General features: G+C 61.5%; 24 protein-coding genes. 22 read left to right on the top strand and 2 right to left on the bottom strand.

Annotated elements, in window-relative coordinates; genetic code table 11:
• The first annotated feature begins 105 nt into the window (after window positions 1-105).
• The 7 genes from asd (at window position 106) to accD (ending at window position 8,806) form a co-directional block, all read left to right on the top strand.
• Window positions 106-1,245 (top strand): aspartate-semialdehyde dehydrogenase, encoded by a 1,140-nt coding sequence (asd, locus tag RFER_RS09075; RefSeq protein WP_011464089.1) that lies wholly within the window; start codon window positions 106-108, stop codon window positions 1,243-1,245.
• A gap of 376 nt (window positions 1,246-1,621) precedes the next feature.
• On the top strand, window positions 1,622-4,120 hold the full coding sequence (locus RFER_RS09070) for a FimV/HubP family polar landmark protein (RefSeq protein ID WP_341799114.1): 2,499 nt from the start codon (window positions 1,622-1,624) through the stop codon (window positions 4,118-4,120).
• 49 nt (window positions 4,121-4,169) lie between these two features.
• Window positions 4,170-4,952: a tRNA pseudouridine(38-40) synthase TruA gene (truA, locus tag RFER_RS09065; RefSeq protein WP_011464087.1), complete on the top strand. Its 783-nt coding sequence runs from the start codon at window positions 4,170-4,172 to the stop codon at window positions 4,950-4,952.
• Entirely contained in the window at window positions 4,949-5,683 is a 735-nt protein-coding gene (locus tag RFER_RS09060) for a phosphoribosylanthranilate isomerase (protein WP_011464086.1), read from the top strand. Before truA ends, RFER_RS09060 begins: the two co-directional genes overlap by 4 nt.
• Window positions 5,676-6,983, top strand: coding sequence for a tryptophan synthase subunit beta (trpB, locus tag RFER_RS09055; protein ID WP_011464085.1), 1,308 nt, complete (start codon window positions 5,676-5,678; stop codon window positions 6,981-6,983). The genes RFER_RS09060 and trpB overlap by 8 nt, the downstream gene beginning before the upstream one ends.
• On the top strand, window positions 6,980-7,801 hold the full coding sequence (trpA, locus tag RFER_RS09050; RefSeq protein WP_011464084.1) for a tryptophan synthase subunit alpha: 822 nt from the start codon (window positions 6,980-6,982) through the stop codon (window positions 7,799-7,801). The genes trpB and trpA overlap by 4 nt, the downstream gene beginning before the upstream one ends.
• 132 nt (window positions 7,802-7,933) lie before the next feature.
• Window positions 7,934-8,806 (top strand): acetyl-CoA carboxylase, carboxyltransferase subunit beta, encoded by an 873-nt coding sequence (gene accD, locus RFER_RS09045; RefSeq protein WP_011464083.1) that lies wholly within the window; start codon window positions 7,934-7,936, stop codon window positions 8,804-8,806.
• A 500-nt stretch (window positions 8,807-9,306) separates the two neighbouring features.
• Here the strand turns inward: accD and RFER_RS09040 are convergent, their stop codons facing one another.
• Window positions 9,307-9,873: a YggT family protein gene (locus RFER_RS09040; RefSeq protein ID WP_011464082.1), complete on the bottom strand. Its 567-nt coding sequence runs from the start codon at window positions 9,871-9,873 to the stop codon at window positions 9,307-9,309.
• 126 nt (window positions 9,874-9,999) lie between these two features.
• Between RFER_RS09040 and lysS the strand changes: the two genes are divergently transcribed.
• The 15 genes from lysS to RFER_RS08965 all read left to right on the top strand — a co-directional run bounded on the left by lysS (window position 10,000) and on the right by RFER_RS08965 (window position 24,845).
• On the top strand, window positions 10,000-11,562 hold the full coding sequence (lysS, locus tag RFER_RS09035; protein WP_011464081.1) for a lysine--tRNA ligase: 1,563 nt from the start codon (window positions 10,000-10,002) through the stop codon (window positions 11,560-11,562).
• A 43-nt stretch (window positions 11,563-11,605) separates the two neighbouring features.
• Window positions 11,606-12,175 (top strand): YgjP-like metallopeptidase domain-containing protein, encoded by a 570-nt coding sequence (locus tag RFER_RS09030; RefSeq protein ID WP_011464080.1) that lies wholly within the window; start codon window positions 11,606-11,608, stop codon window positions 12,173-12,175.
• 27 nt (window positions 12,176-12,202) lie between these two features.
• Complete coding sequence (locus RFER_RS09025; protein WP_011464079.1) at window positions 12,203-13,723, top strand: AAA family ATPase; 1,521 nt, start codon at window positions 12,203-12,205, stop codon at window positions 13,721-13,723.
• 117 nt (window positions 13,724-13,840) lie between these two features.
• Window positions 13,841-14,875: a sulfate ABC transporter substrate-binding protein gene (locus tag RFER_RS09020; protein ID WP_011464078.1), complete on the top strand. Its 1,035-nt coding sequence runs from the start codon at window positions 13,841-13,843 to the stop codon at window positions 14,873-14,875.
• Window positions 14,876-14,925: 50 nt separating this feature from the next.
• Window positions 14,926-15,516: an NADPH-dependent FMN reductase gene (ssuE, locus tag RFER_RS09015; RefSeq protein ID WP_011464077.1), complete on the top strand. Its 591-nt coding sequence runs from the start codon at window positions 14,926-14,928 to the stop codon at window positions 15,514-15,516.
• Between the two features lie 114 nt (window positions 15,517-15,630).
• A complete protein-coding gene (locus RFER_RS09010; protein ID WP_011464076.1) occupies window positions 15,631-16,593 on the top strand; it encodes a sulfonate ABC transporter substrate-binding protein in 963 nt (320 codons plus the stop codon).
• A 20-nt stretch (window positions 16,594-16,613) separates the two neighbouring features.
• On the top strand, window positions 16,614-17,645 hold the full coding sequence (locus RFER_RS09005; RefSeq protein WP_011464075.1) for a sulfonate ABC transporter substrate-binding protein: 1,032 nt from the start codon (window positions 16,614-16,616) through the stop codon (window positions 17,643-17,645).
• A 29-nt stretch (window positions 17,646-17,674) separates the two neighbouring features.
• Window positions 17,675-18,817: an FMNH2-dependent alkanesulfonate monooxygenase gene (gene ssuD / locus RFER_RS09000; protein WP_011464074.1), complete on the top strand. Its 1,143-nt coding sequence runs from the start codon at window positions 17,675-17,677 to the stop codon at window positions 18,815-18,817.
• Window positions 18,818-18,848: 31 nt separating this feature from the next.
• Window positions 18,849-19,733 carry an aliphatic sulfonate ABC transporter permease SsuC gene (gene ssuC, locus RFER_RS08995; RefSeq protein ID WP_011464073.1) on the top strand — a complete coding sequence of 295 codons (885 nt, stop codon included), beginning with the start codon at window positions 18,849-18,851 and terminating at the stop codon, window positions 19,731-19,733.
• Between the two features lie 60 nt (window positions 19,734-19,793).
• Window positions 19,794-20,630: an ATP-binding cassette domain-containing protein gene (locus tag RFER_RS08990; protein WP_011464072.1), complete on the top strand. Its 837-nt coding sequence runs from the start codon at window positions 19,794-19,796 to the stop codon at window positions 20,628-20,630.
• Window positions 20,631-20,668: 38 nt separating this feature from the next.
• Entirely contained in the window at window positions 20,669-20,884 is a 216-nt protein-coding gene (locus tag RFER_RS08985; RefSeq protein ID WP_011464071.1) for a TOBE domain-containing protein, read from the top strand.
• Window positions 20,885-20,910: 26 nt separating this feature from the next.
• Window positions 20,911-22,257 (top strand): LLM class flavin-dependent oxidoreductase, encoded by a 1,347-nt coding sequence (locus RFER_RS08980; protein WP_011464070.1) that lies wholly within the window; start codon window positions 20,911-20,913, stop codon window positions 22,255-22,257.
• 3 nt (window positions 22,258-22,260) lie between these two features.
• Window positions 22,261-23,307: a methionine ABC transporter ATP-binding protein gene (locus RFER_RS08975; RefSeq protein WP_011464069.1), complete on the top strand. Its 1,047-nt coding sequence runs from the start codon at window positions 22,261-22,263 to the stop codon at window positions 23,305-23,307.
• A complete protein-coding gene (locus RFER_RS08970; RefSeq protein ID WP_011464068.1) occupies window positions 23,300-23,965 on the top strand; it encodes a methionine ABC transporter permease in 666 nt (221 codons plus the stop codon). Before RFER_RS08975 ends, RFER_RS08970 begins: the two co-directional genes overlap by 8 nt.
• Before the next feature lie 85 nt (window positions 23,966-24,050).
• Entirely contained in the window at window positions 24,051-24,845 is a 795-nt protein-coding gene (locus RFER_RS08965) for a MetQ/NlpA family ABC transporter substrate-binding protein (protein WP_011464067.1), read from the top strand.
• A gap of 15 nt (window positions 24,846-24,860) precedes the next feature.
• Here the strand turns inward: RFER_RS08965 and RFER_RS08960 are convergent, their stop codons facing one another.
• Entirely contained in the window at window positions 24,861-25,718 is an 858-nt protein-coding gene (locus RFER_RS08960; protein ID WP_011464066.1) for a DUF6920 family protein, read from the bottom strand.
• Window positions 25,719-25,840 lie beyond the last annotated feature (122 nt).

The following is a 25,840-nucleotide window of genomic DNA, read 5'->3' as shown; positions in this document are numbered from 1 at the left end:
AAACGACAACCATTAAAGGCTGACACAGCCCGGTTCGTCGCGCCCCACCGGCCAGACGAGCCGGGCAGATGAAATTCCTGTATTTCAAACATCTGAAAGGGCAACATGATGAAAATTGGCAATCTGGTCGGCATGGTAGGCTGGCGCGGCATGGTGGGTTCCGTATTGATGGACCGCATGCAGACCGAAGGCGATTTCGATCTGATCGAACCGGTCTTCTTTTCAACCTCCAATGCCGGTGGACAGGCCCCGGCTTTGGCTAAAAACGAAACCACCCTCCAAGATGCTTTTGACATTGAAGCGCTGAAAAAGTGCGACATCATCATCAGTGCACAAGGGGGCGACTACACCACTGAGGTTTTTCCTAAACTGCGTGCTGCAGGATGGTCGGGCCACTGGATTGATGCCGCGTCAACTCTGCGCATGAAAGATGATGCCATCATCATCCTGGATCCGGTCAACCTGCCCGTGATCCAGAATGCCCTCACCAAGGGTGGGAACAACTGGATTGGCGGCAACTGCACCGTGAGCTGCATGTTGATGGGGGTTGGCGCGCTGTACAAGGCGGGCTTGGTCGAGTGGATGACCAGCATGACGTACCAGGCGGCATCCGGCGGCGGCGCGCAGCACATGCGTGAGTTGTTGACCCAATTCGGCACCCTGAACGCGGAGGTCAAAGACATGCTGGACGACCCCAAGTCCGCCATTCTGGAAATAGATCGCAGGGTCCTGCACAAACAGCAGTCCTTGACGAGCGCCGAGACGGCCAATTTCGGCGTGCCGCTGGGCGGCAGCCTGATCCCCTGGATCGACAAGGATCTCGGCAACGGCATGAGCCGCGAAGAATGGAAGGGCGGCGCCGAGACCAACAAGATTCTGGGCCAGGGCGCCGCTTTTGGCACGGCTGAGACCCCGGTTGACGGTTTTTGCGTGCGCGTGGGCGCCATGCGCTGCCACAGCCAGGCCTTGACCTTCAAGCTCAAAAAAGATGTGCCTGCCGCCGACATTGAAGCCATGATCGCGGCGGATAACGACTGGGTCAAAGTCGTGCCCAACACGCGCGAAGCAAGTGTGCAACACCTGACACCGGTGGCCGTCACCGGCACACTGGGTATCCCGGTTGGGCGCATCCGAAAACTCGCCATGGGTCCGCAATATGTGGGTGCGTTCACCATTGGTGACCAGTTGCTATGGGGCGCCGCAGAGCCCCTGCGCCGCATGCTGCGTATTTTGCTGGCCGCCTAAGCACTGATTGAATGCCGTCCAAGGGTTTGCCCTAGCGGCACAAAGAGCAGGTCGTTGTCGCTCGACAACATAGAATCAACATGTGTTTGCCTTGCCTGCCAATGATTCAAAGTTAAGAGCTGGCTTGGCTTGTCAGGTCAGGGCATTGATGCTATGGTGCTTTTCACGTTTTCAGTACCACTGCATTTGTTCACATAATGACGACAAATTTCCCAGCCGCCCGAACACCGGAGTCCACAAATTGATTTCTAAGTCTCATCGTTGGCAAAAAACTGCCATGGCAATTGCGGCTGCTGCGCTTTTCAGCCTCTGGGGATCGAATGCAACAGCACTTTCACTGGGTCGAATCTCCGTCCAATCAGCGCTTGGTGAGCCTTTGCGTGCGGAAATTGAAGTTCCGGAAATCAATGCAGAAGAGGCAGCATCGCTCAAGCCGTCTATTGCATTACCGGAAGCCTTTCGGGCTGCCGGGCTGGAGTACAACCCTGCCATGGCGGCCATGCAGGTCACGCTTCAAAGACGTGCTGACGGACGTGCCTATCTTCGTTTGAGCAGCGACCGGGCCATTAACGATCCGTTCGTTGACATGATTCTTGTAGCCAACTGGGCGACCGGTCGCATCGTGCGTGACTACACCCTCTTGTTTGATCCCCCCAGTCTGCGCAAAGCGCCAGCCACTGCACCAACCCCAGCTCAAGTCCCGGCGCAAATTCCAGCCCCATCGTCGGCCAGCCGGACCGCTTCAGCTGCGCCTGCATCCTCGAGACCGATCGCGGGGCCTGCGGTTGAGCCCGGTCAAAGCCCAGTCAAGCCGATCACACGCCCTGCTGTCGTTAAAACCCAGGACACCGAAGCCCACTCAGTAACCGTCAATCCCGGCGACACGGCCGGCAAAATAGCGACGGCGACAAAACCAGCTAACGTCTCCCTGGACCAGATGCTGGTGGCCTTGCTGCGCGCCAACCCGGCTGCCTTCATCGGCGACAACGTCAACCGCGTCAAGGCTGGTTCAGTCGTGAACATCCCCACCGCGGCGCAAGCAGAAGCCACGCCTGCCGCAGACGCCCGCCAGATCATCATTGCCCAAAGCAAGGACTTCAACGACTTCCGTAGAAAGCTGGCAGGCGCCGCGCCCAGCGCCCAGGTCGCAAGTGCAGACCGCACAGCGAGCGGCACGGTGCAGGCCAAAGTTGAGGAGAAAAAACCCCTCGCCGCAGTACCTGATAAATTGACATTGTCAAAAGGAGCTATTCAGGGAACGTCAGCTGAAGCTCAACTGGCCAAGGAGCGCAATGTCAAGGAGGCTGCCGACCGGGCGACTGAAATCGCCAAGAACATCAGTGATCTGGGCAAGTTGGGTGCCGCTTCGAGCGTCGTGGCACCCGCTCTGTCGGCATCCGCCGCATCGCCCGCCGCGCCGGACGCTGCGTCAAACGCCGCCGCTGTCACAGCCTCGGCACAAGCGGGGTCCGCAGCAGTTTCCGCAAACGCAGTTGTTCCGTCACCTGGGGTCGGCGCAGCAGCCTCCGCCCCAACGCCAGCCGCTTCGGTAGCCAAGAAAGTGCCTGCGATCACCCCCGCTTCTGTGCCCGAACCGGGCCCGCTTGATGATCTGACCGATAGTCCCCTGGCCCTGTCCGGCGCCCTCGGCTTGATCGCCCTGTTAGTCGCCTTTGGACTCTACCGCAGAAGGCAGCACAAGAAAGTCGCCTCGGGCGACAGTTCATTTCTGGACAGTCGTTTACAGCCCGACTCATTCTTTGGTGCCAGTGGTGGTGAAAGTGTCGACACCAGTGACAATGCGGCCACTGGCTCGTCCATGGTCTACTCGCCCAGCCAGCTTGATGCGGTAGACGATGTTGACCCCGTCGCTGAAGCCGATGTCTACCTCGCCTACGGGCGTGATTTGCAGGCAGAGGAAATCTTGAAGGACGCCTTGGTCAGCAACCCCGCACGTCTCGCGATCCATCAGAAGTTGCTTGAAATTTTCGCCAAGCGCCGTGACGCCAACAACTTTGAAAAGATGGCCACCCAGACCTTCCAGATAACCAAGGGTGAGGGATCGGACTGGGAGCGCATTTGCCAATTGGGTCTGAGCATTGACCCGAACAATGCGCTGTACCAACCCGGTGGCCAGCCCAACAATCTGGATGGCACGCCATCTCGTCCGATGCCTCTCGACCAGACCGGCAATCTTGCCGGCGGCACGGATGCACCGGCAACACAAGTCGTTACGCCCCAGGTCGGCGGTGCGGTAGACCTCGATCTGGACCTCGACTTTTCGCTTGACGAAGAACCCGTCAGCGCCATCAGCGAGACCAAAGCAAGCTACCCCGAACCCACCATCAGCCTGCAGGCGGCCGACGCCCCCCCTGCACTTGATCTGAACTTTGACCTGATCGAAGCCACGGCACCTTTTGCAGCCCCCGAGACCGCTGCGAAGGCCGACGCAGCCAATGGCCCCGATGCCTTCGAATTCTCGCTGCCCGACCTGGATACTGCAGACAATGACCAGGGCCAACCGGCTGCGAACAGCGAAGATTTCAAACTGCAGGCCGCCAATAGTTTTGGGCTCACCGGCCCAGTGCCCTTGCCCGATTCGGCGCCGCCAGCGCCTCCCGCTCCTGATTTAGGCATGCTGGAATTTGACCTTGGCTCATTGTCCCTTGATCTGGGGGACGAACCGCCAACTGAAACCAGCGCAACGCCTAACGCACACGGGTATGAAGACCCGCTGGTCACCAAGCTGGCACTGGCAGAAGAATTCCGCGCAATTGGTGACGAGGACGGTGCGCGGGCGCTGATTGAAGAAGTGATCTCGGAAGCCTCGGGCGACATGAAGATCAAGGCGCAGCGCGCTCTGAGCAATCTCTGACCCGACTTCGCAGTCAGGCATTCTCCGAGAACCGCGTCATGAACTCACTGTGAGGCTGGCACTCGGCGTCAGCTACAACGGGCAAGCCTACCAAGGCTGGCAAAGCCAGTTGTCGAGGCAAACCGTGCAGGACCAGCTTGAAATGGCACTGAGCAAATTGGCATCGCACCGGGTTTCTACCCTGTGTGCAGGTCGAACAGACGCGGGGGTGCATGGCCTGATGCAGGTGATTCATTTTGATACCCCACTTGATCGCGCCCCCAATTCCTGGGTACGGGGCACCAATGCTCTCTTGCCGCGCGACATTGCGGTCGAGTGGGCCAGGCCCGTGCCCCCTGAATTTCATTGCCGTGCCAGCGCGCTGTCACGCCGCTATGCCTATATTTTGCTGGAATCACCAGTGCGCCCCAGCATCGATGCGGGCCAGGTCGGTTGGACTTTCAAACCGCTGGAACAGGTGGCCATGCAGCAGGCGGCGAGCCACTTGCTGGGTGAGCACGACTTCAGTTCGTTTCGGGCATCGGCCTGCCAGGCGCTGTCGCCAGTCAAAATGCTGCAGCGCCTCGACATCTCGCGCCATGGTGCCTGCTGGCGTTTTGAGTTTGAGGCCAACGCTTTTTTGCATCACATGATCCGCAACATCATGGGTTGCCTGATTACCGTGGGCCAAGGCAAAAAACCTCCCGAGTGGCTCAAAGAGGTGCTGCTGGCGCGCAACCGCAATGTTGCGGCGCCGACCTTTTCCGCGCACGGACTCTATTTTCTGGGGCCGCGCTATGCGCCGCACTGGGGTTTGCCGGATCGCACCCCTGCCTTTGATCGATTGCCATGAGCCAGACGCCATTACCCAAAAACCAGTTGGCACAGCGGACCCGGATCAAGATCTGCGGCCTGACACGCGAACAGGATGTCGACGCCGCCGTGGCCGCAGGCGCGGATGCCGTCGGTTTTGTGCTTTATGCCCAAAGCCCGCGCTGTGTGTCGCCCGTGCGGGCTGCCGAGCTGGCGCGCCGACTGCCCCCTTTTGTCACGCCGGTGCTGTTGTTCGTCAACGAAAGTGCTACAAAAATAGCAGCTGCTTACGCAAGCATAGCGGGGGCTACAGCCCAATTTCACGGTGACGAAACACCTGAGCAGTGTTGGCTGGCGTCCCAGTCAGGTGCGCGCCCCTATTTGCGTGCGGCACGTATTCCACTGGGCGACGCCGCTGGCAGCTTCGATCTCGTAAAATTCGCTCTAGATTATTCTCAGGCCCAAGCCATTTTGCTCGATGCCCATGTGGAGGGCTACGGCGGTGGCGGTCAAACATTCAATTGGTCACTACTGCCTCCAAACGTCAACGCTCACCTCGTCTTGAGTGGTGGGCTCAACGCTGCCAACGTGATCGAGGGCATTCTGCAGGTACGCCCGCGCTGTAGATCGCTGGCGGTAGATGTGAGCTCGGGGGTGGAAGTGTCCGGCCCCGGCAACAAGGGCATCAAAGACCCCGAAAAGATCAACCAGTTTGTCGCCGCCGTGCGCGCCGCCGACCAACAACTTGCAGAGATGTCAAAACATGTTTGAGTATCAACAACCCGACCCGCGTGGCCACTTCGGCATTTACGGCGGCAGCTTTGTCTCCGAAACGCTGACGCATGCCATCAACGAACTCAAGGCGGCTTACGCCAAGTACCAGTTTGACCCGGCCTTCGTCGCCGAATTCAACTACGAGCTGGCCCACTTCGTCGGCCGTCCTTCGCCGGTTTACCATGCCGATCGCATGAGCCGGGAACAGGGCGGCGCGCAGATCTTTCTCAAGCGCGAAGACCTGAACCACACCGGCGCCCACAAGATCAACAACACCATCGGCCAGGCCATGCTGGCCAGACGCATGGGCAAGCCGCGCGTCATTGCCGAAACCGGCGCCGGCCAGCACGGCGTGGCCACGGCCACCATCTGCGCCCGCTACGGTCTGGAATGCGTGGTCTACATGGGCAGTGAAGACGTCAAGCGGCAAAGCCCCAATGTGTACCGCATGAATCTGCTGGGCGCCACGGTGGTGCCGGTCGAGAGCGGCAGCCGAACCCTCAAAGATGCCTTGAACGAGGCCATGCGCGACTGGGTGGCCAACGTGGACAACACTTTTTACATCATCGGCACGGTCGCCGGACCACACCCCTACCCGATGATGGTGCGCGATTTTCAGAGCGTCATCGGCAAGGAATGCCTGGTGCAAATGCCCGAAATGCTGCAAGCCGCAGGGTGCCATACAACGCAACCCGATGCGGTGGTGGCTTGCGTCGGCGGCGGCTCCAACGCGATGGGTATTTTTCACCCCTATATTGCGCATGAAGCCACACGCCTGATCGGCGTCGAGGCAGCCGGCCTTGGCATGGACAGCGGCAAACACTCGGCGTCCCTGCAACGTGGCAGTCCGGGCGTGCTGCACGGCAACCGCACCTACGTGCTGCAAGACGACAACGGGCAAGTGACCGAAACCCACAGCATCAGCGCCGGGCTGGACTACCCTGGCGTCGGCCCGGAACATGCCTTCCTCAAGGACATCGGCCGCGCCGAATACGTCGGCATCACCGACCAGGAGGCGTTGGCTGCCTTCCATTACCTGTGCCGCACCGAAGGCATCATTCCGGCGCTCGAATCGAGCCACGCCGTGGCGTATGCCATGAAGCTTGCGAAAACCATGCGCCCCGACCAGTCGATCCTGGTCAATCTGTCGGGCCGCGGCGACAAGGACATCGGCACCGTGGCCGACCTCAGCCACGCCGACTTTTATTGCCGCCCGAGTTGCAAAGGCCAATCGGTCAAAGGCGCAGACAACGCGCAGCCCAGCGCCAACCAACAAGTTGTGAAGGTCGCCCAATGAGCCGCATCGCCCGCACTTTCGCCGGCCTGAAGGCCCAAGGGCGCAAAGCCCTGATTCCCTATGTCACGGCAGGCTTCCCCTTTCCCGATATCACGCCTGAGTTGATGCACGCGTTTGTCGCCGGCGGCGCCGATGTGATCGAGCTGGGCGTGCCCTTTTCCGACCCCAGTGCGGATGGCCCGGTGATTCAAAAGGCCGGCGACAAAGCACTGGCCGCGGGCATTGGCATGGTGCAGGTGCTGGACATGGTGCGCACCTTTCGCACCCGGGATGCGAGCACACCGGTGGTGCTGATGGGCTACGCCAACCCAGTGGAGCGCTACAACCAGAAGCATGACCGCCACGACGGCAAGAGTGCTTTTGTGCTTGATGCTGCGGCAGCCGGTGTGGACGGCGTTCTGATCGTCGATTACCCGCCCGAAGAATGCGAGGCCTTTGCCGCCGAGCTCAAAAGTGCGGGGCTGGACCTGATCTTTTTGCTCGCCCCCACCAGTACCGACGAGCGCATGCAGCAGGTCGCGCGGGTGGCCAGTGGCTATGTGTACTACGTCTCGCTCAAGGGTGTCACCGGATCGGGCGCGCTCGACACCGGTGCCGTCGAGGCGATGCTGCCGCGCATCCGGGCCCATGTGCAGGTGCCGGTCGGTGTCGGTTTTGGCATTCGCGATGCCGCCACTGCCCGCACCATCGGGCAGGTCGCCGATGCGGTGGTCATCGGGAGCAAAATCATCCAGTTGATTGATGAACAGCCGCGGGACCAGGTGGGCCCGGTAGCGCAAAAATTTTTATGTGAAATCCGCACCGCGCTCGATAATTGAAACTTTGTGGGAGACAGACCGCAGCTACGCGAAGCGAGCTTGTCTCTGTCCCCAACTAAACTGAAGCCTTGTGGGACAGACCGCAGTTACACGAAGTGAACAAGCTCTGTCCCCAACTGATTAGGAATACGTATGAGCTGGCTCGAAAAACTACTTCCCCCAAAAATTCAGCAAACCAACCCGGCCGACCGGCGCAGCGTGCCCTCGGGCCTGTGGATCAAGTGCCCGAGTTGCGACAGCGTGCTGTACAAAACCGACCTGGAGCAAAACCAGAACGTCTGCCCCAGCTGCAGCCACCACCACCGGATTGGCGCGCGCACCCGGCTCAATGTCTTTCTGGACAATGAGGGTCGCTATGAAATTGGGCAAGAGGTGCTGCCGGTCGATGCCCTCAAGTTCAAGGACAGCCGCAAGTACCCGGAGCGACTGAAAGAAGCGCTGGAAAACACCGGCGAGACCGATGCGCTGGTGGTGATCGGCGGCGCCGTGCTGGGCATCGGCGTGGTGGCGGCCTGCTTTGAATTTGAATTCATGGGCGGCAGCATGGGCTCCGTGGTGGGCGAGCGTTTTGTGCGCGGCGTGCATACCGCGATTGAGCAAAAAGTGCCGTTCATCTGTTTTTCGTCGACCGGCGGCGCGCGCATGCAGGAAGGGCTGCTGAGCCTGATGCAAATGGCCAAAACCAATGCCTCACTGACGCGACTGGCCAAAAAAGGCCTGCCCTTCATCAGCGTGCTGACCGACCCGACCATGGGCGGTGTCAGCGCCGGCTTTGCCTTTCTGGGCGACGTGGTGATTGCCGAGCCGAAGGCGCTCATCGGGTTTGCCGGCCCACGGGTGATTGAATCCACCATGCGTGTGACGCTGCCCGAAGGCTTTCAGCGCGCCGAATTTCTGCAAACCAAGGGGGCGATCGACCTTATCTGTGATCGCCGCGAACTGCGTAAGACCATCGCCAATACCCTGGCCATGTTGACGCGCCAATCCGCAGATGCAGTGAGCTAAGGTCAAAAAGCTAAGCAGTAGCAAGATTTCCGGGTGGATAGTGTTCTTTTGACTGGGTTGGGAGTTTTAACGTTGTTGCCCCCACTCTCTCACCCCCGCCTCTCTCCCGCCCCGCCGGGCGGGAAAGAGGAGCCAACAGCCACATTTGGCCAACTCTTTGAAGGTGGGAAACAAACGCTCGACGGCGCGCTGGCCTCAAAATGGCGGCAACATGGCAACGAGGCGCTCAAAGCAAATTGCTGTCTCAACGCCAATCGGCCCGTGTACGTCCTGCCTTAAAAGCGTTGGCCAAATGTGGCTGTTGGCTCCCCTTTCCGCCCCGGCGGGGGTGGAGAGGGGTTGGGGGTGAGGGGGGGAATACAACACTTAAAAAACAAAAAGCGCAACCGAAATCCGGTTTATTGAACCAAGCGTTATTGCTGGCAAAATTCAAAGAATACTACAAAAAACAGAGCGCACTACGCTTATGCAACAAGGGCTTCGGTCGAAAAAGGCCTACATCAAACAGCCAGCAGTGCCAGCCCCTGCAAATGCCCCAGCACAATCGAGGCGATTTGCAGCAACAACAACAGCACCAGTGGCGACAAGTCGATGCCGCCGACCAGGGGCAGCACACGGCGGATCGGCATCAACGGGGGGGCGCACAGCCGCCCAATCACATCCGATATCACCGACTGGGTGGGCACCCAGGACAAGACGGCATACACAATGACCAGGCCGGTCAGGCCCGAGATCGCCAGCCGCACCAGGCCAAACGCGGCCAGAATCGGCACCGCAAACAAGCCGCCGCTGGCCCCCGCGAGCAGCCACAACAACAAGAATTGCACCAGCTCCAGCCCATAGGCCGCCACCAGGCTGGCCAGGTCCCAGCGCCCCGCTGCCGGCACCACACGCCGCAACGGCAGCACCAGCCAGTCGGTCAAGGCAAAGACAAAACGCCCCAGCGGATTGCCCGAGCGGCTTGACATGGGAATGCGCTGGTACTGCATGTAAAGCCGCAGCAAACAGGCCCCGGCCAGCACACCGGTGGCCACTTCAAGCAACAGGGAAAAAATTTGGTACAACATAACAACTGAGTTTATAGACTGCCCGAATCATAGCGAGCGGGCGGAGCAACTTAAAATCCTCTGTTTCGGCAAGAACACCCGTTGCGGTTCTTGCCTTGTCGCCCTCACTATTTCTACTGCGCCCTCATGTCAGACCACCCAAGCATCCCAGCCCCCGTCGACGAAAACCAACTGATCCTGGAGCGACGTGACAAGCTCAAAGCCTTGCGCCAGCTGCAGGCCGAGGGCAAGGGCGTCGCCTTCCCCAACGATTTCAAGCCAAGCGACCACGCCGCTGATCTGTTTGCCGCCCACGTCGGCCAGACACCGGAAGGCCTGATCGAGCAAGGCGCAACGGCCAAAGTCGCCGGGCGCATGATGCTCAAGCGCGTCATGGGCAAGGCCAGTTTTGCCACCCTGCAAGACAGCACGGGGCGCATCCAGCTCTATATCAAGGGGGAAGATGTCGGCGCCGAGGTGTACGCCAGCTTCAAGCACTGGGATTTGGGCGACATCGTGGCCGCAGAGGGCAAGATTTTCAAGACAAAAACCGGTGAGCTCTCGATTCACGCCACCAGCTTGCGACTGCTGACCAAGAGCCTGCGTCCGATGCCCGACAAGTTTCACGGCATGAATGACCAGGAAACGAAGTACCGCCAGCGCTATGTCGATTTGATGATGGATGAGACCGCGCGCGCGCGCTTCACGGCCCGCAGCAAAGCGGTCAGCGGCATCCGCGAGTTCATGGTGGCGCACGATTTCCTGGAAGTGGAGACGCCGATGCTGCACCCCATCCCCGGGGGCGCCAACGCCAAGCCTTTCACCACGCACCACAATGCGCTGGACCAGCAAATGTTCCTGCGTATTGCACCCGAGCTCTACCTCAAGCGCCTGATCGTGGGCGGTTTCGAGCGCGTGTTCGAGATCAACCGCAGTTTTCGCAATGAAGGCATCTCGGTGCGCCACAACCCCGAGTTCACCATGATGGAGTTCTACGCCGCCTACTGGGACTACCAGGACCTGATGACTTTCACCGAAAAGCTGATTCGCGACGCGGCGCAAAAGGCCGTCGGCACCCTGGAGCTGAGCTATGGCGGCCGAGCGGTCGATTTGACCCAGCCGTTTGAACGCCTGACGATTCATGAGGCCATCTGCAAGTTCACCGAAGCCGGTCAAGAGCTCGAAGGCGCGAACCTCGACGGCTGCCTGAAGGTGGACAACGCCGCCTGGCTCATCAGCGCCCTGCGCAAATTGGGCCTGACCGAGGGCAAGCACAAGCTCTCCACCCGCTCGCTGGCCAGCCTGCAGGTGCTGTACTTTGAAGAAACCGTGGAAGAAAAACTGTGGCAGCCGACCTTCATCTGCGAGCACCCGGTCGAAATCTCGCCGCTGGCCCGCGCCAGCGACCACAAACCCGGCGTGACCGAGCGTTTTGAGCTCTACATCACCGGCCGCGAATTCGGCAACGGATTCAGCGAGCTCAACGACGCCGAAGAGCAAGCCTCCCGCTTTCACGCCCAGGTGGCGGCCAAGGACGACGGCGACGACGAGGCCATGTACTACGACCACGACTTCATTCGCGCGCTGGAATACGGCATGCCGCCCACCGGCGGCTGCGGCGTGGGCCTGGACCGGCTGATGATGCTGCTGACCGACAGCAGCAGCATCCGCGACGTGATCCTGTTCCCGGCACTGCGGCACGAAGTTTAAGAAAAATAGGCCTCTAGCCCCCGCAAATACTGCGTAACATGCTATGACTTCAGTAGCAACCAGTGCACCCGCCCAGCGCCTGAAGTTTCTGCAGGGCTACCCGGCTGACACGCTGGCGCAGGTGGCCCAGCTCATCGCTGACCAGCGGCTGGGCCAGTGGCTGCAGAACAAGTACCCCGATGCCCACGGCGTGCGCACCGACAAGGCGCTGTTTGAGTACGTGCAGGCGCTCAAGGCAAGCTACCTGCGTGGTGCCGAACCTTTGGCCAAGGTCGCGTTTGACAGCAAATTGCAGATCGTGCAGCACGCGCTGGGCACCCACACCACGGTATCGCGCGTGCAGGGCAATAAACTCAAAGCCAAACGCGAAATCCGCATCGCCGCCCTGTTCAAGGACGCTCCGCCCGAGTTCCTGAGCATGATCAGCGTGCATGAGCTGGCGCACCTCAAGGAGCGCGCGCATGACAAGGCCTTTTACCAGCTGTGCTGCCACATGGAGCCGCGCTACCACCAGCTGGAGTTTGAGTTGCGGGTCTATCTGACCCATCTCGATGCTTCAGGGCCGCGTTTGTGGGGGCTGCAAGCTCAGCCCTGCCCCGCGTCACCGGCCTGATCCTCGGCCTCTGGCATCATCGCGCTGATGGACGACAACTTACCCCCCCTCGTTGCGGCCCTGCTGGAGCCCCAGCGCTATCCAGGTGCGGTGCAACGGGTTGACCTGGTCCAGACCCATATCTCCTGGGTGCTGCTGGCAGGGGACTTTGCCTACAAGATCAAAAAGCCGGTCAAGCTGTCTTTTCTGGACTTCAGCTCGCTGGCGCAACGCGAGCGCTACTGTCAGAACGAGTTGCGCCTGAACCGCCGCTATGCGCCGGACCTTTACCTGGAAGTGCTGGCTATTGGCAACACGCCCCAGGACCCGCAGTGGGGAGGCGCGGGCACACCGATCGAATACGCCGTCAAGATGCGCCGCTTCGATGAAGCCGGGCGGCTCGACCGGGTCTGTGCCCGCGGTGAACTGCAAGCCTCGCATTTGTCCGATCTGGCCGACACCCTGAGCCTTTTTCACCAGGCAGCAAAGGTCGCACCGGTCGAGTCAAGCTTTGGCTCACCGGCACAAATCATCGCGCCGATGCGCGACAACTTCGACGCTCTGACGGACGGCTTGCCCCAGACGGGCCTGCCAAGCCGGATTACGGCCTTGCGGGCCTGGACCGAAGCGCAATTTGCGCAACTCACCCCCCTGATGCAAGCGCGCAAGCAAGCCGGCTGGGTGCGTGAATGCCACGGCGATCTGCATCTGGCCAACTTGGTCCTGATCAAGCAGCGGGTACGGATGTTTGACGGCATTGAGTTCAGCGACAGTCTGCGCTGGATTGACGTGGCCAGTGAAATCGCTTTCACCTATGTTGACCTGCTCGCGCACGAACAGCCCGGGTTGGCCGACTGGTGGATCGACGAAGTTTTGAGCCGCAGTGGCGACTACGAAGCCGCTTTGCTGCTGCGCTTTTATGCCGTGTACCGGGCGCTGGTGCGGGCCAAGGTAGCGGCCATTCGCACGCGCCAGACCCGGGACGACGGCAGCGCAGCGCTGGCCTATATCGCGCTGGCCGAGCGCCTGACGGCACCACCCGTGGCCCGCCTGGTAATCACGCACGGACTCTCAGGTTGCGGCAAAACCGTGGCATCAGACAAATTGCTGCAGCACGACCCCCATGCCAGCACCCTGCGCCTGCGCTCGGATGTGGAGCGCAAGCGCCTGTTCGGACTGGCCGGCACTGAGCGCAGCGGCGCGCCGCTGAACGCCGGCATTTACGCCGCCGATGCCCACGGCCGCACCTACGGCCACCTGCGTGAGCAGGCCAGCCGCTTGCTGCGCGCGGGCTGGTCGGTGATTGTGGATGCAACCTTCCTGCGACGGGCCGACCGCGACTCCTTTCGGGCGCTGGCGCGCGACTGCGGCGTGGCGTTCAGCATTCTGGCGCCGCAGGCCGCGCCCGAGCAGCTGCGCGAACGCATCCTGGCGCGCACGGCCCTGGGACAGGATGCGTCCGAGGCGACACTGGACGTGCTGGCGCAGCAGATGCGCACCCTGGAGCCACTCGGGCCGGACGAGGCTCTGGAAATTGAACATCCGGGTACGCCCTGCCCTGGTGCTTGACGCCCTTTAAAGATGATTTGGTAATTAGAAACTGAGAAATCAGTAGTTCCAGTTTCAACGGTTGACCCCCAGAATTCACTCCATTGCACTTTGGCAATGAATCTTGAGGACTCAACCATGACACAGACGTCATCCATTTCCCGCCGCATTTTCAACGCCGCTGCAGTCGCTGCAGCCGCTGTGCTGGCCGGTGCTGCTTTTGCTGCCAGCGCCCAGCCCGCCCCGGTCACACTGCTCAACGTGTCTTACGACCCCACCCGTGAGCTCTATGTGGAGTTCAACGCTGCCTTTGCCAAACACTGGAAGGCCAGGACCGGTCAGGACGTGACCATCAAGCAGTCCCACGGCGGCTCGGGCAAGCAGGCGCGTGCGGTGATCGACGGCCTGGAGGCCGACGTGGTCACTCTGGCCCTGGCCGGCGACATTGACGCTGTTCACAAAAACGGCGGCTGGATTCCGGCCGACTGGCAAAAGCGTCTGCCGCACAACTCGTCTCCCTACACCTCCACCATCGTGCTGGTGACGCGCCAGGGCAATCCCAAAGGCATCAAGGACTGGGATGATCTGATCAAACCGGGCGTGAGCGTGATCACCCCCAACCCCAAAACCTCCGGCGGTGCGCGCTGGAATTACCTGGCCGCTTGGGAATTTGCCAAACGCAAGTACGGTGGTGATGCCCAGGCCAAGGACTTCATTGCCAAGCTGTACGCGAACGTCCCGGTACTGGACTCCGGCGCACGCGGCTCGTCCATCACCTTTGCCCAGCGTGGCCAGGGCGACGTGTTCATCAGTTGGGAAAACGAGGCCCACCTGCTGGAAAAAGAATTTGGCGGCAAGGTGGACATCATTTACCCATCCTGGAGCATTCTGGCCGAGCCACCGGTCACCGTGGTGGACAAAAACGTGGACAAGAAGGGCACCCGCACCGTGGCCACCGCCTACCTGGAATACCTGTACACCGATGAAGGCCAGGACATTGCCGGCAAGAACTTCTACCGCCCCATCTCCGAGAAGTTCCAGGCCAAGTACGTCAAACAACTGCCCAAGATCAAGCTGTTCACCATCGACGAAGCCTTTGGCGGCTGGACCAAGGCAGCCAAAGATCACTTTGCCGACGGCGCGACCTTCGACCAGATCTACACCAAAAAATAAGTAAACGTTGCCTGTCCGCTGTCACACATCAAAGCCTTGGGGAGTAAAAAATGAGTGTTTTATTGATCGCAGGCAGTCCGTCAGAGCGCTCCCGCTCTGCGGCATTGCTCGATGCCGTGGCCCAACGCCTGCAGTTTCGCGGCGTCCGGACCGAACGTCTTCAGATTCGCGACCTGTCACCGCAGGCGCTGATCCTGGCCGACTTTGGCAACCCCAGCATCAGCCACGCCCTTGGCCGGGTCGCCAAGGCTGACGTGGTGGTGGTGGCCACCCCGGTTTACAAGGCGGCCTACAGCGGGGTGCTCAAGGTGTTTCTGGACCTGCTGCCGCAAAACGCGCTGGCAGGCAAAACCGTGTTGCCCCTGGCCACGGGCGGCAGCCCCAATCACATGCTGGCGCTGGACTATGCGCTGCGCCCGGTCTTGCAGTCGCTGGCTGCCAAACAGATCCTGCCGGGCATTTATGCCACCGATGCGCAGGTGGCCGTGAGCGAGTCGGGTGCTTACGAAGTCAACGCCGACATTGGTCAACGGCTGGACGACGCAGTCAACACCCTGGTTCGCGAGGTGCTGCCCGCCACCGAAGTGCATACCCGGCGCTTTGCCCCGGTGCATTTTTCGCAGGTGCGATGTAGCGTGTAAGCGCCCCGGTCGTCGGCCCCCAAGAGGCTGACGACCTCCTTCCCCCCCCTTTTTGTTTCAGGTCGTTTGCATGCGGCCGGGGACAACTGTTGCCCATTTTTCAAGGAATTCACCATGCCCAACGCTCTCCCTATTTCGCGTCGTCAGGTTCTGGCGGCTGGTCTGGCCACGGCCGCCCTCAGCGGCAGTTCACTGGCGCTGGCACAAAAGGCCGCGCGCACGCTGCGCATCGGCCATCAAAAAGGCTGGTTGTCCATCCTCAAAGCCCGGGGCACGCTGGAAAAGCGCCTGGCGCCGTTGGGTGTGGGCATCAGCTGGACCGAATTCAACGCCGGCCCGGTGCAACTCGAAGCACTCAACGTCGGCGCCATTGACTTTGGTGACGTGGGCGAAGCGCCTCCCATCTTTGCCCAGGCTGCCGGTGCGCCGCTGGTGTATGCCGGTGCCACCGTGCCGCGTCCTCAGCTGGAAGCCATCATCGTGCCCAAGGGCTCAAGCATCAAAACCGTGGCCGACCTCAAGGGCAAGAAGATCGCCTTCAACAAAGGCTCCAATGTGCAGTACTTTCTGGTCAAGTTGCTGGAGAAACATGGCCTGAAATACGGCGACGTGCAGTCCATCTTCCTGCCCCCACCCGATGCCCGCGCCGCCTTTCAAAAAGGGGCCGTCGATGCCTGGATCATCTGGGATCCGTTCCTGGCCTCGGCACAAAAAACGCTGGATGCGCAGATCCTGGCCGATGCCAAGGGCATTGTGAACAACCGCGGCTACTACTTCACCTCGCGCGACTTCGCCACCAAAAACACCGACGTGCTGAAGATTGCGATTGAAGAAATCAACGCCATTGACAGCTGGATTGCCAACAACAAACCCGCTGCCGCCACAGAACTGGCGGGCGTGCTGGGTCTGGACAAGAGCGTCACCGAGCTCTACCTGAGCCGCGCCGCCTACGGCACCGCGCCCGTCACACGCGACATTCTGGGTGAGCAGCAAGTGATTGCCGACACCTTTTTCGACCTCAAACTCATCCCGAAAAAACTCAACCTGCTGCACGCCGCACCGGTTGATCTGGGTTGAACGATCCGGGGAGAACACACATGACACAACAACTCTTTGCAGGGGCCGGCTCGCGCCGTGGCCTGCTGCGCCTGCTGGCGGTAAGCGCTGGCATCTGGGGCCTGTCCGGCCCGATTGCATCCACGGCCCTGGCGCAAGGCAAGGGCGCGGGTCCCACGCTTTCCCAACTGCGCATTGGCTACCAAAAATCGGCGGTGAACCTGGTCATCGTCAAGCAGCAAACCGTGCTGGAGAAACGCTTTCCCAACACCCAGATCAAGTGGATCGATTTCCCCGCCGGGCCGCAGTTGCTGGAAGCGCTGGCGGTAGGCAGCTTGGAATTTGGCCTGACTGGCGACTCGCCACCGGTGTTTGCCCAGGCTGCGGGCAAAGACCTGGTCTATGTGGGGGCGGAGCCTGCCAAACCCGAGAGCTCGGCCATTCTGGTGGCCAAAGACTCGGCGATCAAGACCCTGGCCGACCTCAAGGGCAAGAAGATTGCCCTGCAAAAAGGCTCCAGCGCCCATTACCTGCTGGTCAGCGCGGTGGAAAAAGCCGGTTTGCAGTGGACGGACATTCAACCCATCTACCTGACCCCGGCCGATGCCCGCGCCGCCTTCGAGCGCAAAAGTGTCGATGCCTGGGCGATCTGGGACCCGTTTTATGCATCCACCGAGCTCGCCCTGTCACCGCGTGTGCTGACCACCGGCATAGGCCTGTCAAGCAACAACTCCTTTTACCTCGCCTCCCGCGGCTTTGCCACCGACCACCCCGAGGCGCTGGCGGTGTTGTTTGAAGAACTCAGCCGCGCGGACCAATTTGTGCAGCAACACCGCAGCGAGGCCATCAAGCTGATCGCGGGATTCAGCGGTTTGGATGCGGGTGTAGTGAGTCTTTTTTTGCAGCGCCGCCCGCCCTCCCCGGTGGGACCGATCACGCCCGGTACGGTGCGGGCGCAGCAGCGGGTGGCTGACAGCTTCCAGAAGCTGGGCCTGATCCCCAAGCCGATTGCCGTGGCCGAGATCGTCTGGAGTCCGAAGACGGCGCACCTGGCAAAAGCCGCCACCCAATAAACCAACCCTACATCTGACGGACAACCCTCATGAACATCTTCTGGTTTCTCCCCATTCACGGCGATGGCCGTTACCTCGGCACGCAACACGGCGCACGCGCGGTGGACCACCACTACCTGAAACAAATCGCCCAGGCCGCTGACGAGCTGGGTTACGGCGGGGTGCTGATCCCCACCGGGCGCTCGTGCGAAGACTCGTGGATCGTCGCCTCCAGCCTGATCCCGGTGACACGCCGCCTGAAGTTCCTGGTGGCGCTGCGCCCCAGCACCATCTCCCCAACGGTGCAAGCGCGCCAGGCCGCCACCTTTGACCGCCTGAGTGAAGGCCGTCTGCTGGTCAACATCGTGGCCGGGGGCGACACCGGTGACCTGGAGGCCGACGGCACCTTCCTGAGCCACGACGAGCGCTATGAACACGCCAGGGAATTCATCCATGTCTGGAAGCGTCTGCTCGCTGGCGAAGAAGTCACCTACGAGGGCAAACACATCAAGGTGAAAAAGGCCAAGCAACTGTTCCCGCCGGTGCAGCAGCCGTACCCGCCGCTGTATTTCGGCGGCTCGTCAGACGCGGCGCACGACCTGGCCGCCGAAGAAGTCGAGCTGTACCTGACCTGGGGCGAGCCCCCGGCCGAGGTCGAGAAGAAGTTTGACGACGTGCGCAAACGCGCCGCCAAGCTGGGCCGCAAAGTGAAATTTGGTGTGCGCCTGCACGTGATCCCGCGCGACACCAACGATCAGGCCTGGGCCGCCGCAGACGACCTGATCAAGTACCTGGATGAGGAGACGATTGCCAAGGCGCAAAACAATTTGTCCGGCATGGACTCCGAGGGCCAGCGGCGCATGCGTGCCCTGCATGGTGGCAGTCGCGCCAAGCTGGAAATCAGCCCCAACCTGTGGGCCGGTGTGGGTCTGGCGCGCAGCGGTGCCGGTACCGCCCTGGTGGGCGACGGCGAAACCATCGCCCGCCGCTTGAAGGAATACGAAGCGCTGGGGGCCGAGACCTTTGTGCTCTCGGGCTACCCGCACCTGGAAGAAGCCTACCGCTTTGCCGAGCTGGTGTTCCCGCACATCAGCATCCAGGCACCGGGTGCCGCCCCAGGCCAGAACCTGGTTCGCCCGGCGGGTGAGGTGCTGGGTAACGGCATTGTGCCCAGCACCTTGCGCGCGGCGTAGCACTGAACCCTGGTATTTGAACGGAGACCCCATGACCATCCCGCAAACCGAAATCTCATTGAGCGCAGCCAGTGTGCACCCCGACCAGCCCTGGGCCGGCCCGACCCTGGCCGGCAATCCTTTCCCCTGGCACAAAGTGGCAACCACCCTGCGGGCCGTGTGGCAGCGCCTGCTGCCCTGGCTGGTGCCGGTGGGGTTGATCGCCCTGTGGCAAATCGCCTCCAGCCTGGGCTGGCTGTCGACTCGGGTGCTGCCCGCGCCGCTGGAGGTGATCACGGCATTCTGGACGCTCACCGCCTCGGGTGAACTGTGGACGCATGTGCAGGTGAGTGCCGCGCGCGCCTTGTCGGGACTGGCGGTGGGCGGCGGGCTGGGCCTGGTGCTGGGGCTGCTGACCGGCTCCTCGCGGCTGGCCGAGACGCTGCTCGACTCGACCATCCAGATGGTGCGCAACATCCCGGCGCTGGCGCTGATTCCGCTGGTGATCTTGTGGTTTGGCATTGACGAAACCGCCAAGCTGTTCCTGATCGCGGTGTCGGTGTTCTTCCCAATCTACCTCAACACCTTTCACGGCATTCGCGGTGTCGACCCGGGACTGATCGAGATGGGCCGCACCTACGGCCTGAACCGCTGGCAGCTCTACACGCAAATCATTTTGCCCGGTGCGCTGTCGAGCATTCTGGTGGGGCTGCGCTTTTCGCTCGGTCTGATGTGGGTGATTTTGATTGTGGCCGAAACCATCTCGGCGCAGGCTGGCATTGGCTACCTGACCATGAATGCACGCGAGTTTTTGCAGACCGACATCGTGCTGGTGGGCATCCTGCTCTACGCCCTGTTGGGCAAGCTGGCCGACGTGTTTGCCAAGGGGCTGGAGCGCTACTGGCTGCGCTGGCATCCGGGGTATCAGGCGGCGTGAATCTGTTTACTATAACTTTAATAGCTGTTTATCCATATTTCATGAGGGCTGGAGGCCAATTTGACTACTAATTCTGTCACTTCCGGGCGACGCGGCGAACCGCTGGTGTTGCGCGATTTGAGCAAGCGTTTCGGCGCACGTGAGGTGCTGCGCAACACACAATTACGCGTGGAGCCGGGCCAGTTCATCGCCATCGTCGGGCGCAGCGGTTGCGGCAAAAGCACGCTGTTGCGCCTGGTGGCCGGGCTGGAAACGGCCAGCGCAGGCAGCATCACCGTGAACGACAAGCTGCTCACCGGCTTGTCCGATGACACCCGTATCATGTTTCAGGACGCACGCCTGCTGCCCTGGAAGCGCATCATCGACAACGTGGCCTTGGGGCTGCCCAAAGACAGGCGCGCCGAAGCCCTCAAGGTGCTCGATCAAGTGGGCCTGGCAGACCGCGCCAATGACTGGCCGGCGCGCCTGTCCGGTGGCCAGCGCCAGCGTGTGTCGCTGGCCCGCGCCCTGGTGCACAAGCCGCGCCTGCTGTTGCTCGATGAACCGCTGGGCGCACTCGATGCCCTGACGCGCATCGAGATGCACCGCCTGATTGAAGACCTGTGGCGCGCCAGCGGCTTCACCGCCCTGCTGGTCACGCACGACGTGCAGGAAGCCGTGGCGCTGGCCGACCGCGTGATCCTGATCGAGGATGGCCGCATTGCGCTGGACGAGACTGTGTCGCTGGCGCGGCCGCGCTCGCAAGGTGATGCCGCTTTTGCGGCCCTGGAGAAACGCATCCTGGATCGGGTGTTGCAAAAGCCCGCCGCACCCGAGCGTGAATCCTTCACCCATCCCAATGACGGCGAACCCCGCTGGCCCGGCGTGCCAGCGCATGGTGTGCGCTGGGCCGTCTGACCACTTCTATTTTTTAACGGACTTTTCAAGGAGAACCCATGTCCATTCAAGCCATCAACGTACGCAACCAGTTCCGCGGCAAGGTCAAGGAAATCATCCACGGCGACGTGGTGTCTGAGGTCGATGTCGAGACCCCCTGGGGCATCGTCACCTCCGTCATCACCAGCCGCTCGGTCAAAGACCTGGACCTGAAGGTGGGCTCTGAAGTGGTGGCGCTGGTCAAGTCGACCGAAGTGTCGATTGCCAAGTTGTAGTCAATCAAGTTCAGGAGCAAAACATCATGAGCAAAAAACTCAGACTCGGCGCATTTTTACCCGGCGCCGGACAACACGTGGCCGCCTGGCGGCACCCCGATGCCGCATCGAGCAGCGTATTCGATTTTGAACACTACAAACGCCTGGCCCAGACCGCCGAGCGCGGCCTGTTCGACGCCTACTTCCTGGCTGACGGCCTGTCGGTGAATTTTGGCGGTGATGATGCGGGCCGGCGCGACCGCAGCACCGGCTTTGAGCCGGTGACGCTGTTCTCTGCCCTCTCTACCGTGACCAAGAACATCGGCTTCATCGCCACCGCATCGACCACCTACGAAGACCCCTACCTGCTGGCGCGCAAGTTTGCCTCGCTGGATCACCTGAGCGCGGGCCGCTCGGGCTGGAATGTGGTGACCTCGACCGACGATGCCACCGCGCGCAATTTCGGCCGCGCGCAGCAAGCGGTTGCCACGGACCGCTACGACCGCGCCGAGGAGTTTGTCGATACCGTGACCGAACTCTGGGACAGCTGGGAAGACGATGCCTTCATCCGCGACAAGGCCAGCGGCCAGTTTTTTGACCCGGCCAAGCTGCACCCGCCGCACCACAAGGGCAAGCATTTTTCCGTGGACGGCGCGCTCAACGTGTCGCGCCCGCCACAGGGTTACCCGGTGATCGTGCAAGCCGGCCAGTCCGAGCCTGGGCTGGAACTGGCCGCGCGCACGGCGGAAGTGGTCTTCACCGCCCAGCAAAGCCTGGAAGATGCGCAGGCTTTTTACCGTGAACTGAAAAGCCGTTTGCCCAAGTTTGGCCGCAGCGCCGACCAGCTCAAGATCATGCCGGGGGTCTCGGTCTACGTGGCCGCCACCGAACGTGAAGCGCAAGCCAAGCTGCAGCAGCTCAATGACTTGATTCATCCGCAGGCCGGGCTGGCCTTGCTGGCGGGACTCTCCGGCGGCACCGATTTGTCGCAGTACCCGCTGGACGGCCCGTTCCCGGAACTGCCCAAAACCGTGGGCTGGGTCAGCCGCCAACAGATGATGGTGGACATTGCGCGCAAGCACAGCTTCAGCATCCGCCAGCTCTACCAATGGATTGCCACCGCGCGCGGACACTGGACCATCGTGGGCACGCCCGTGCAAGTGGCCGACCAGCTGCAGCTGTGGTTCGAAAACGAAGCGGCCGACGGCTTCAATGTCTTGCCGCCGGTGTTGCCCGGCAGCCTGGATGACTTCGTGGACCTGGTGATTCCCGAGCTGCAGCGCCGAGGGCTGTTTCGCACGGCGTACGAAGGCAAAACGCTGCGTGAAAACCTGGGCTTGGCGCGACCTGAGAACCAGCATCTCCTGGTTCGCCAGGACGCCCGGGCGGCTTGACCGATGATCCAACTAAAAGACATCAGCCTGAGCTACCCCGGTCACCCGGCCCCGGTGCAAGCCTTGCAGGGTGTCAACCTGCAGGTGCGCGCGGGCGAGGTGTTTGGCGTGATTGGCCGCAGCGGTGCGGGCAAGAGCTCGCTGATCCGGGTGATCAACCTGCTCAACCGGCCCTCACAAGGCCAGGTGCACGTGGCGGGCGCGGAGCTGACCGCGCTGTCGGCATCGGCCTTGCGCGCGGCGCGGCATCAGATCGGCATGATCTTTCAGCACTTCAACCTGCTGTCGTCCCGCACCGTGTTTGACAACGTGGCCTTGCCGCTGGAGCTCTCCGGCGTGCGCCCGGCTCTCATCAGAGCGCGAGTCGATGAGCTGCTCGATCTGGTGGGGCTGTCCGCATTGCGCGAGCGCTACCCGGCCCAGATCAGCGGTGGCCAGAAACAGCGCGTGGGCATTGCCCGGGCGCTGGCCAGCAAGCCCAAGGTCTTGCTGTCCGACGAGGCCACCTCGGCGCTGGACCCGGAAACCACACGCTCGATTCTGGGCCTGCTGCGCCAGATCAACCGCGACTTTGGCCTGACCATTGTGCTGATCACACACCAGATGCAGGTCATCAAGCAGGTGGCGGACCGGGTGGCGGTGATCGATGCCGGGCGCATCGTGGAGCAAGGCGCCGTCATCGACGTATTCACCCGGCCGCAACACGCCACCACGCGCAGCCTGATTGACGAAATCTTGCCGCAAGAACTACCCCTCAGCGTGATTGCGCGCATCCGCGCGCTGATGGCGGCCGAGCCGCAGCGCAGCGGCCAGCTGCTGCGCCTGGCTTTCGCCGGTGACGGCTCGGGGCAACCGCTGCTCAGCGATGTCATACGCCGCTTCGGCCTGGACCTGAACATCCTGCACGGCCAGATCGACGACATCCAGGGCCAGACCTTTGGCTCGCTGGCAGTGCATGTGCGCGGCGCCAGCGCCCAGTTGGTACAAGCCGTGGCGCACCTGCGCAGCGCCGGTGTGGTGGTGCAAGAAGAGGAGATCGCCCATGTTTGAAACCTTCACCCCCCAGTTGCTGGAACTGTTCGCCTCGTCGCTGTGGGAGACGCTGGTCATGGTGGCCATTTCGGGTGCCGTGGGCGCCCTGCTGGGCACGCCGCTGGGCGTGTACCTGCACCTGAGCGGCCGCGGCGGCGTGCTGGAGAACCTGCCGCTGAACCACATCGTCGGCACCACCGTCAACGCGGTGCGCTCCACGCCTTTCATCATCCTGCTGGTGGCCATCATCCCGTTCACGCGCTTCATCACCGGTTCCTCCATCGGCACGGCAGCCGCGGTGGTGCCGCTCACCGTGGCGGCGGCGCCCTTTGTGGCCCGGCTGATCGAGACCGCGCTGCGCGAGGTGGACCATGGGCTGGTGGAAGCGGCGCTGGCCATGGGCGCCACCACGCGCCAGATCGTGTTCAAGGTGCTCTTGCCCGAAGCCCTGCCTGGCATCGTGGCGGCGCTGACCATCACCCTGGTGAGCCTGACCGGCTACTCGGCCATGGCCGGAGCGATTGGCGGTGGCGGCCTGGGTGACCTGGGCATCCGCTACGGCTACCAGCGTTTTTTGCCCGAGGTGATGCTGGCTGTGGTGCTGGTGCTGATTGTGTTTGTGCAGGCGGTCCAAAGCGCGGGCGACTGGGCGGTGCGGCGCATCAGCCATCGCTAATGGTCATTTAGCCCTCTAGCCCCCGTGTCATCTACATATGGCACTATTTTTTTTAATAGCGAATTTTTTTCACTTAGGAGTATTCATGAACAAACGTTCCCTGATCCAAGCCGCTGCAGCCCTGCTGGTGGCGGCCACAATTTCACCCGTGCTGGCACAAGACAAAGCGCTCAAGGTCGGCGTCACCGCCGGGCCGCACGCCCAGATCTTTGAGCAGGTGAAGAGAATCGCCGAGAAAGACGGTCTGAAGATCCAGATCGTCGAATTCAGCGACTACGTGCAGCCCAACGCCGCCCTGGCCACCGGTGACCTCGATGCCAACAGCTACCAGCACAAACCCTATCTGGATCAGCAGATCAAGGACCGTGGCTACAGATTGGCCAACGTCGGCTACACCGTCAATTTCCCGATTGGTCTGTATTCCAAAAAGGTCAAGCATCTGGAAGACCTGAAGGAAGGTGCCAAGTTCGGCATCCCCAACGACCCGACCAACGGCGGACGTGTCTTGCTGGTGCTGCAGGACAAGGGCCTGATCAAGCTCAGACCCGAAGCCGGCCTGAAAGCCACGCCGCTGGATGTGATCGACAACCCGAAAAAGCTCAAGTTCGTGGAGCTCGATGCCGCGCAACTGCCGCGCTCGCTGGACGACCTGGATGCCTCGGCCGTCAACACCAACTACGCCCTGTCAGCCGGTCTGCAACCCAACCGCGATGCCATCGCCCAGGAAAGTGCCAAGAGTCCCTACGTCAACCTGATTGCCGTGCGTGAGCAGGACAAGGACAAACCGTGGGTGGCGAAACTGGTCAAGGCCTACCAGTCGGATGAGATTCGCAGGTTCATCCAGACCCAGTTCAAGGGGGCGGTGATTGCCGGGTTTTGACCTGTTGCGCAGCAATTAGCGCTCGAATTCATAGTCGATCTTGGTGATGTGACCACGCCAGTAGGGCTTTGCGCCCTCGGGCAGCAGCCATGCGACCTCTGCATCGAGCGGCACCTGCATACCGCCACGCTCTTCATAGTTCCAGACGCGACCTTGCCAGGGTGTCGGAATCACCGCGCCACCCACCGTGCGTCCGCGCGCCTCGGCGCGCACGGTGTCGATCAGCCCCTGCGGGTTGAAGGTGAAGAGCATTGTCAGAGCGATACTGCCTTCGGTGAGAGTCGCGCGAGCACAGTGATCATCCACTGCATCCCAGCGCACACCCTGGCTGGGCAGCAGCGCCGTGGGGTACCAGGCTGCCTCAGCGAAGAAGCGCATCAGTTCGCCCTTGGCCACATCGCCGGTGCCACGCAGCTTGGCCATTGAAAACAGCCCGAACAAAGCGGCGTGCAGGATGCCTTCACCGGCCACATAGGCGTCGTGCACCCGCACTTGAAAGCCCGGCATCAGGCTGACTCGGCCGTCCCAGTCGAATCCCGGTCGTTGGGTGATGACCTGCTGGCTCGACGTGAATGACTTCCATCGGTCGGTCGCTTCGCCCATGTTGAAAGTACCGCTGTGCCGAACCCTTGCGCCAGCCACCATCGGCTGCCCGTCTTTCAGTACCTTGCGGAAAAATCGTTTGACGGGCGGGGGCAGGTTATCGAGTTCTCGGAAATCGACCACCTGCGGGTGCAGAGGAACGCGAGCCGCGTCCAGGCGCGCCCGCAGTTCCCGAGTGCCATCTTCCCAGCGAAATCCGCCATAGCCCACGGCCACCAAGAAAATGACGACAAGAGCAAGGATGACAATGAGAAAAATCTTCAGCCCCATAGATTTTTGCTTTCAATCGAGGTGTCCACGGGCAAATCAGGACAAGGGACTCACACAACCCCAGCCAGCGACTTTGCAGCAATAGCCCTATTGGGCAGCACAATATTCGAGTCGCCTGACTG

The sequence above is a fragment of the Rhodoferax ferrireducens T118 genome, assembly GCF_000013605.1.
Classification (GTDB): domain Bacteria; phylum Pseudomonadota; class Gammaproteobacteria; order Burkholderiales; family Burkholderiaceae_C; genus Rhodoferax; species Rhodoferax ferrireducens.
This window is presented reverse-complemented; position numbering and strand designations above follow the sequence as displayed.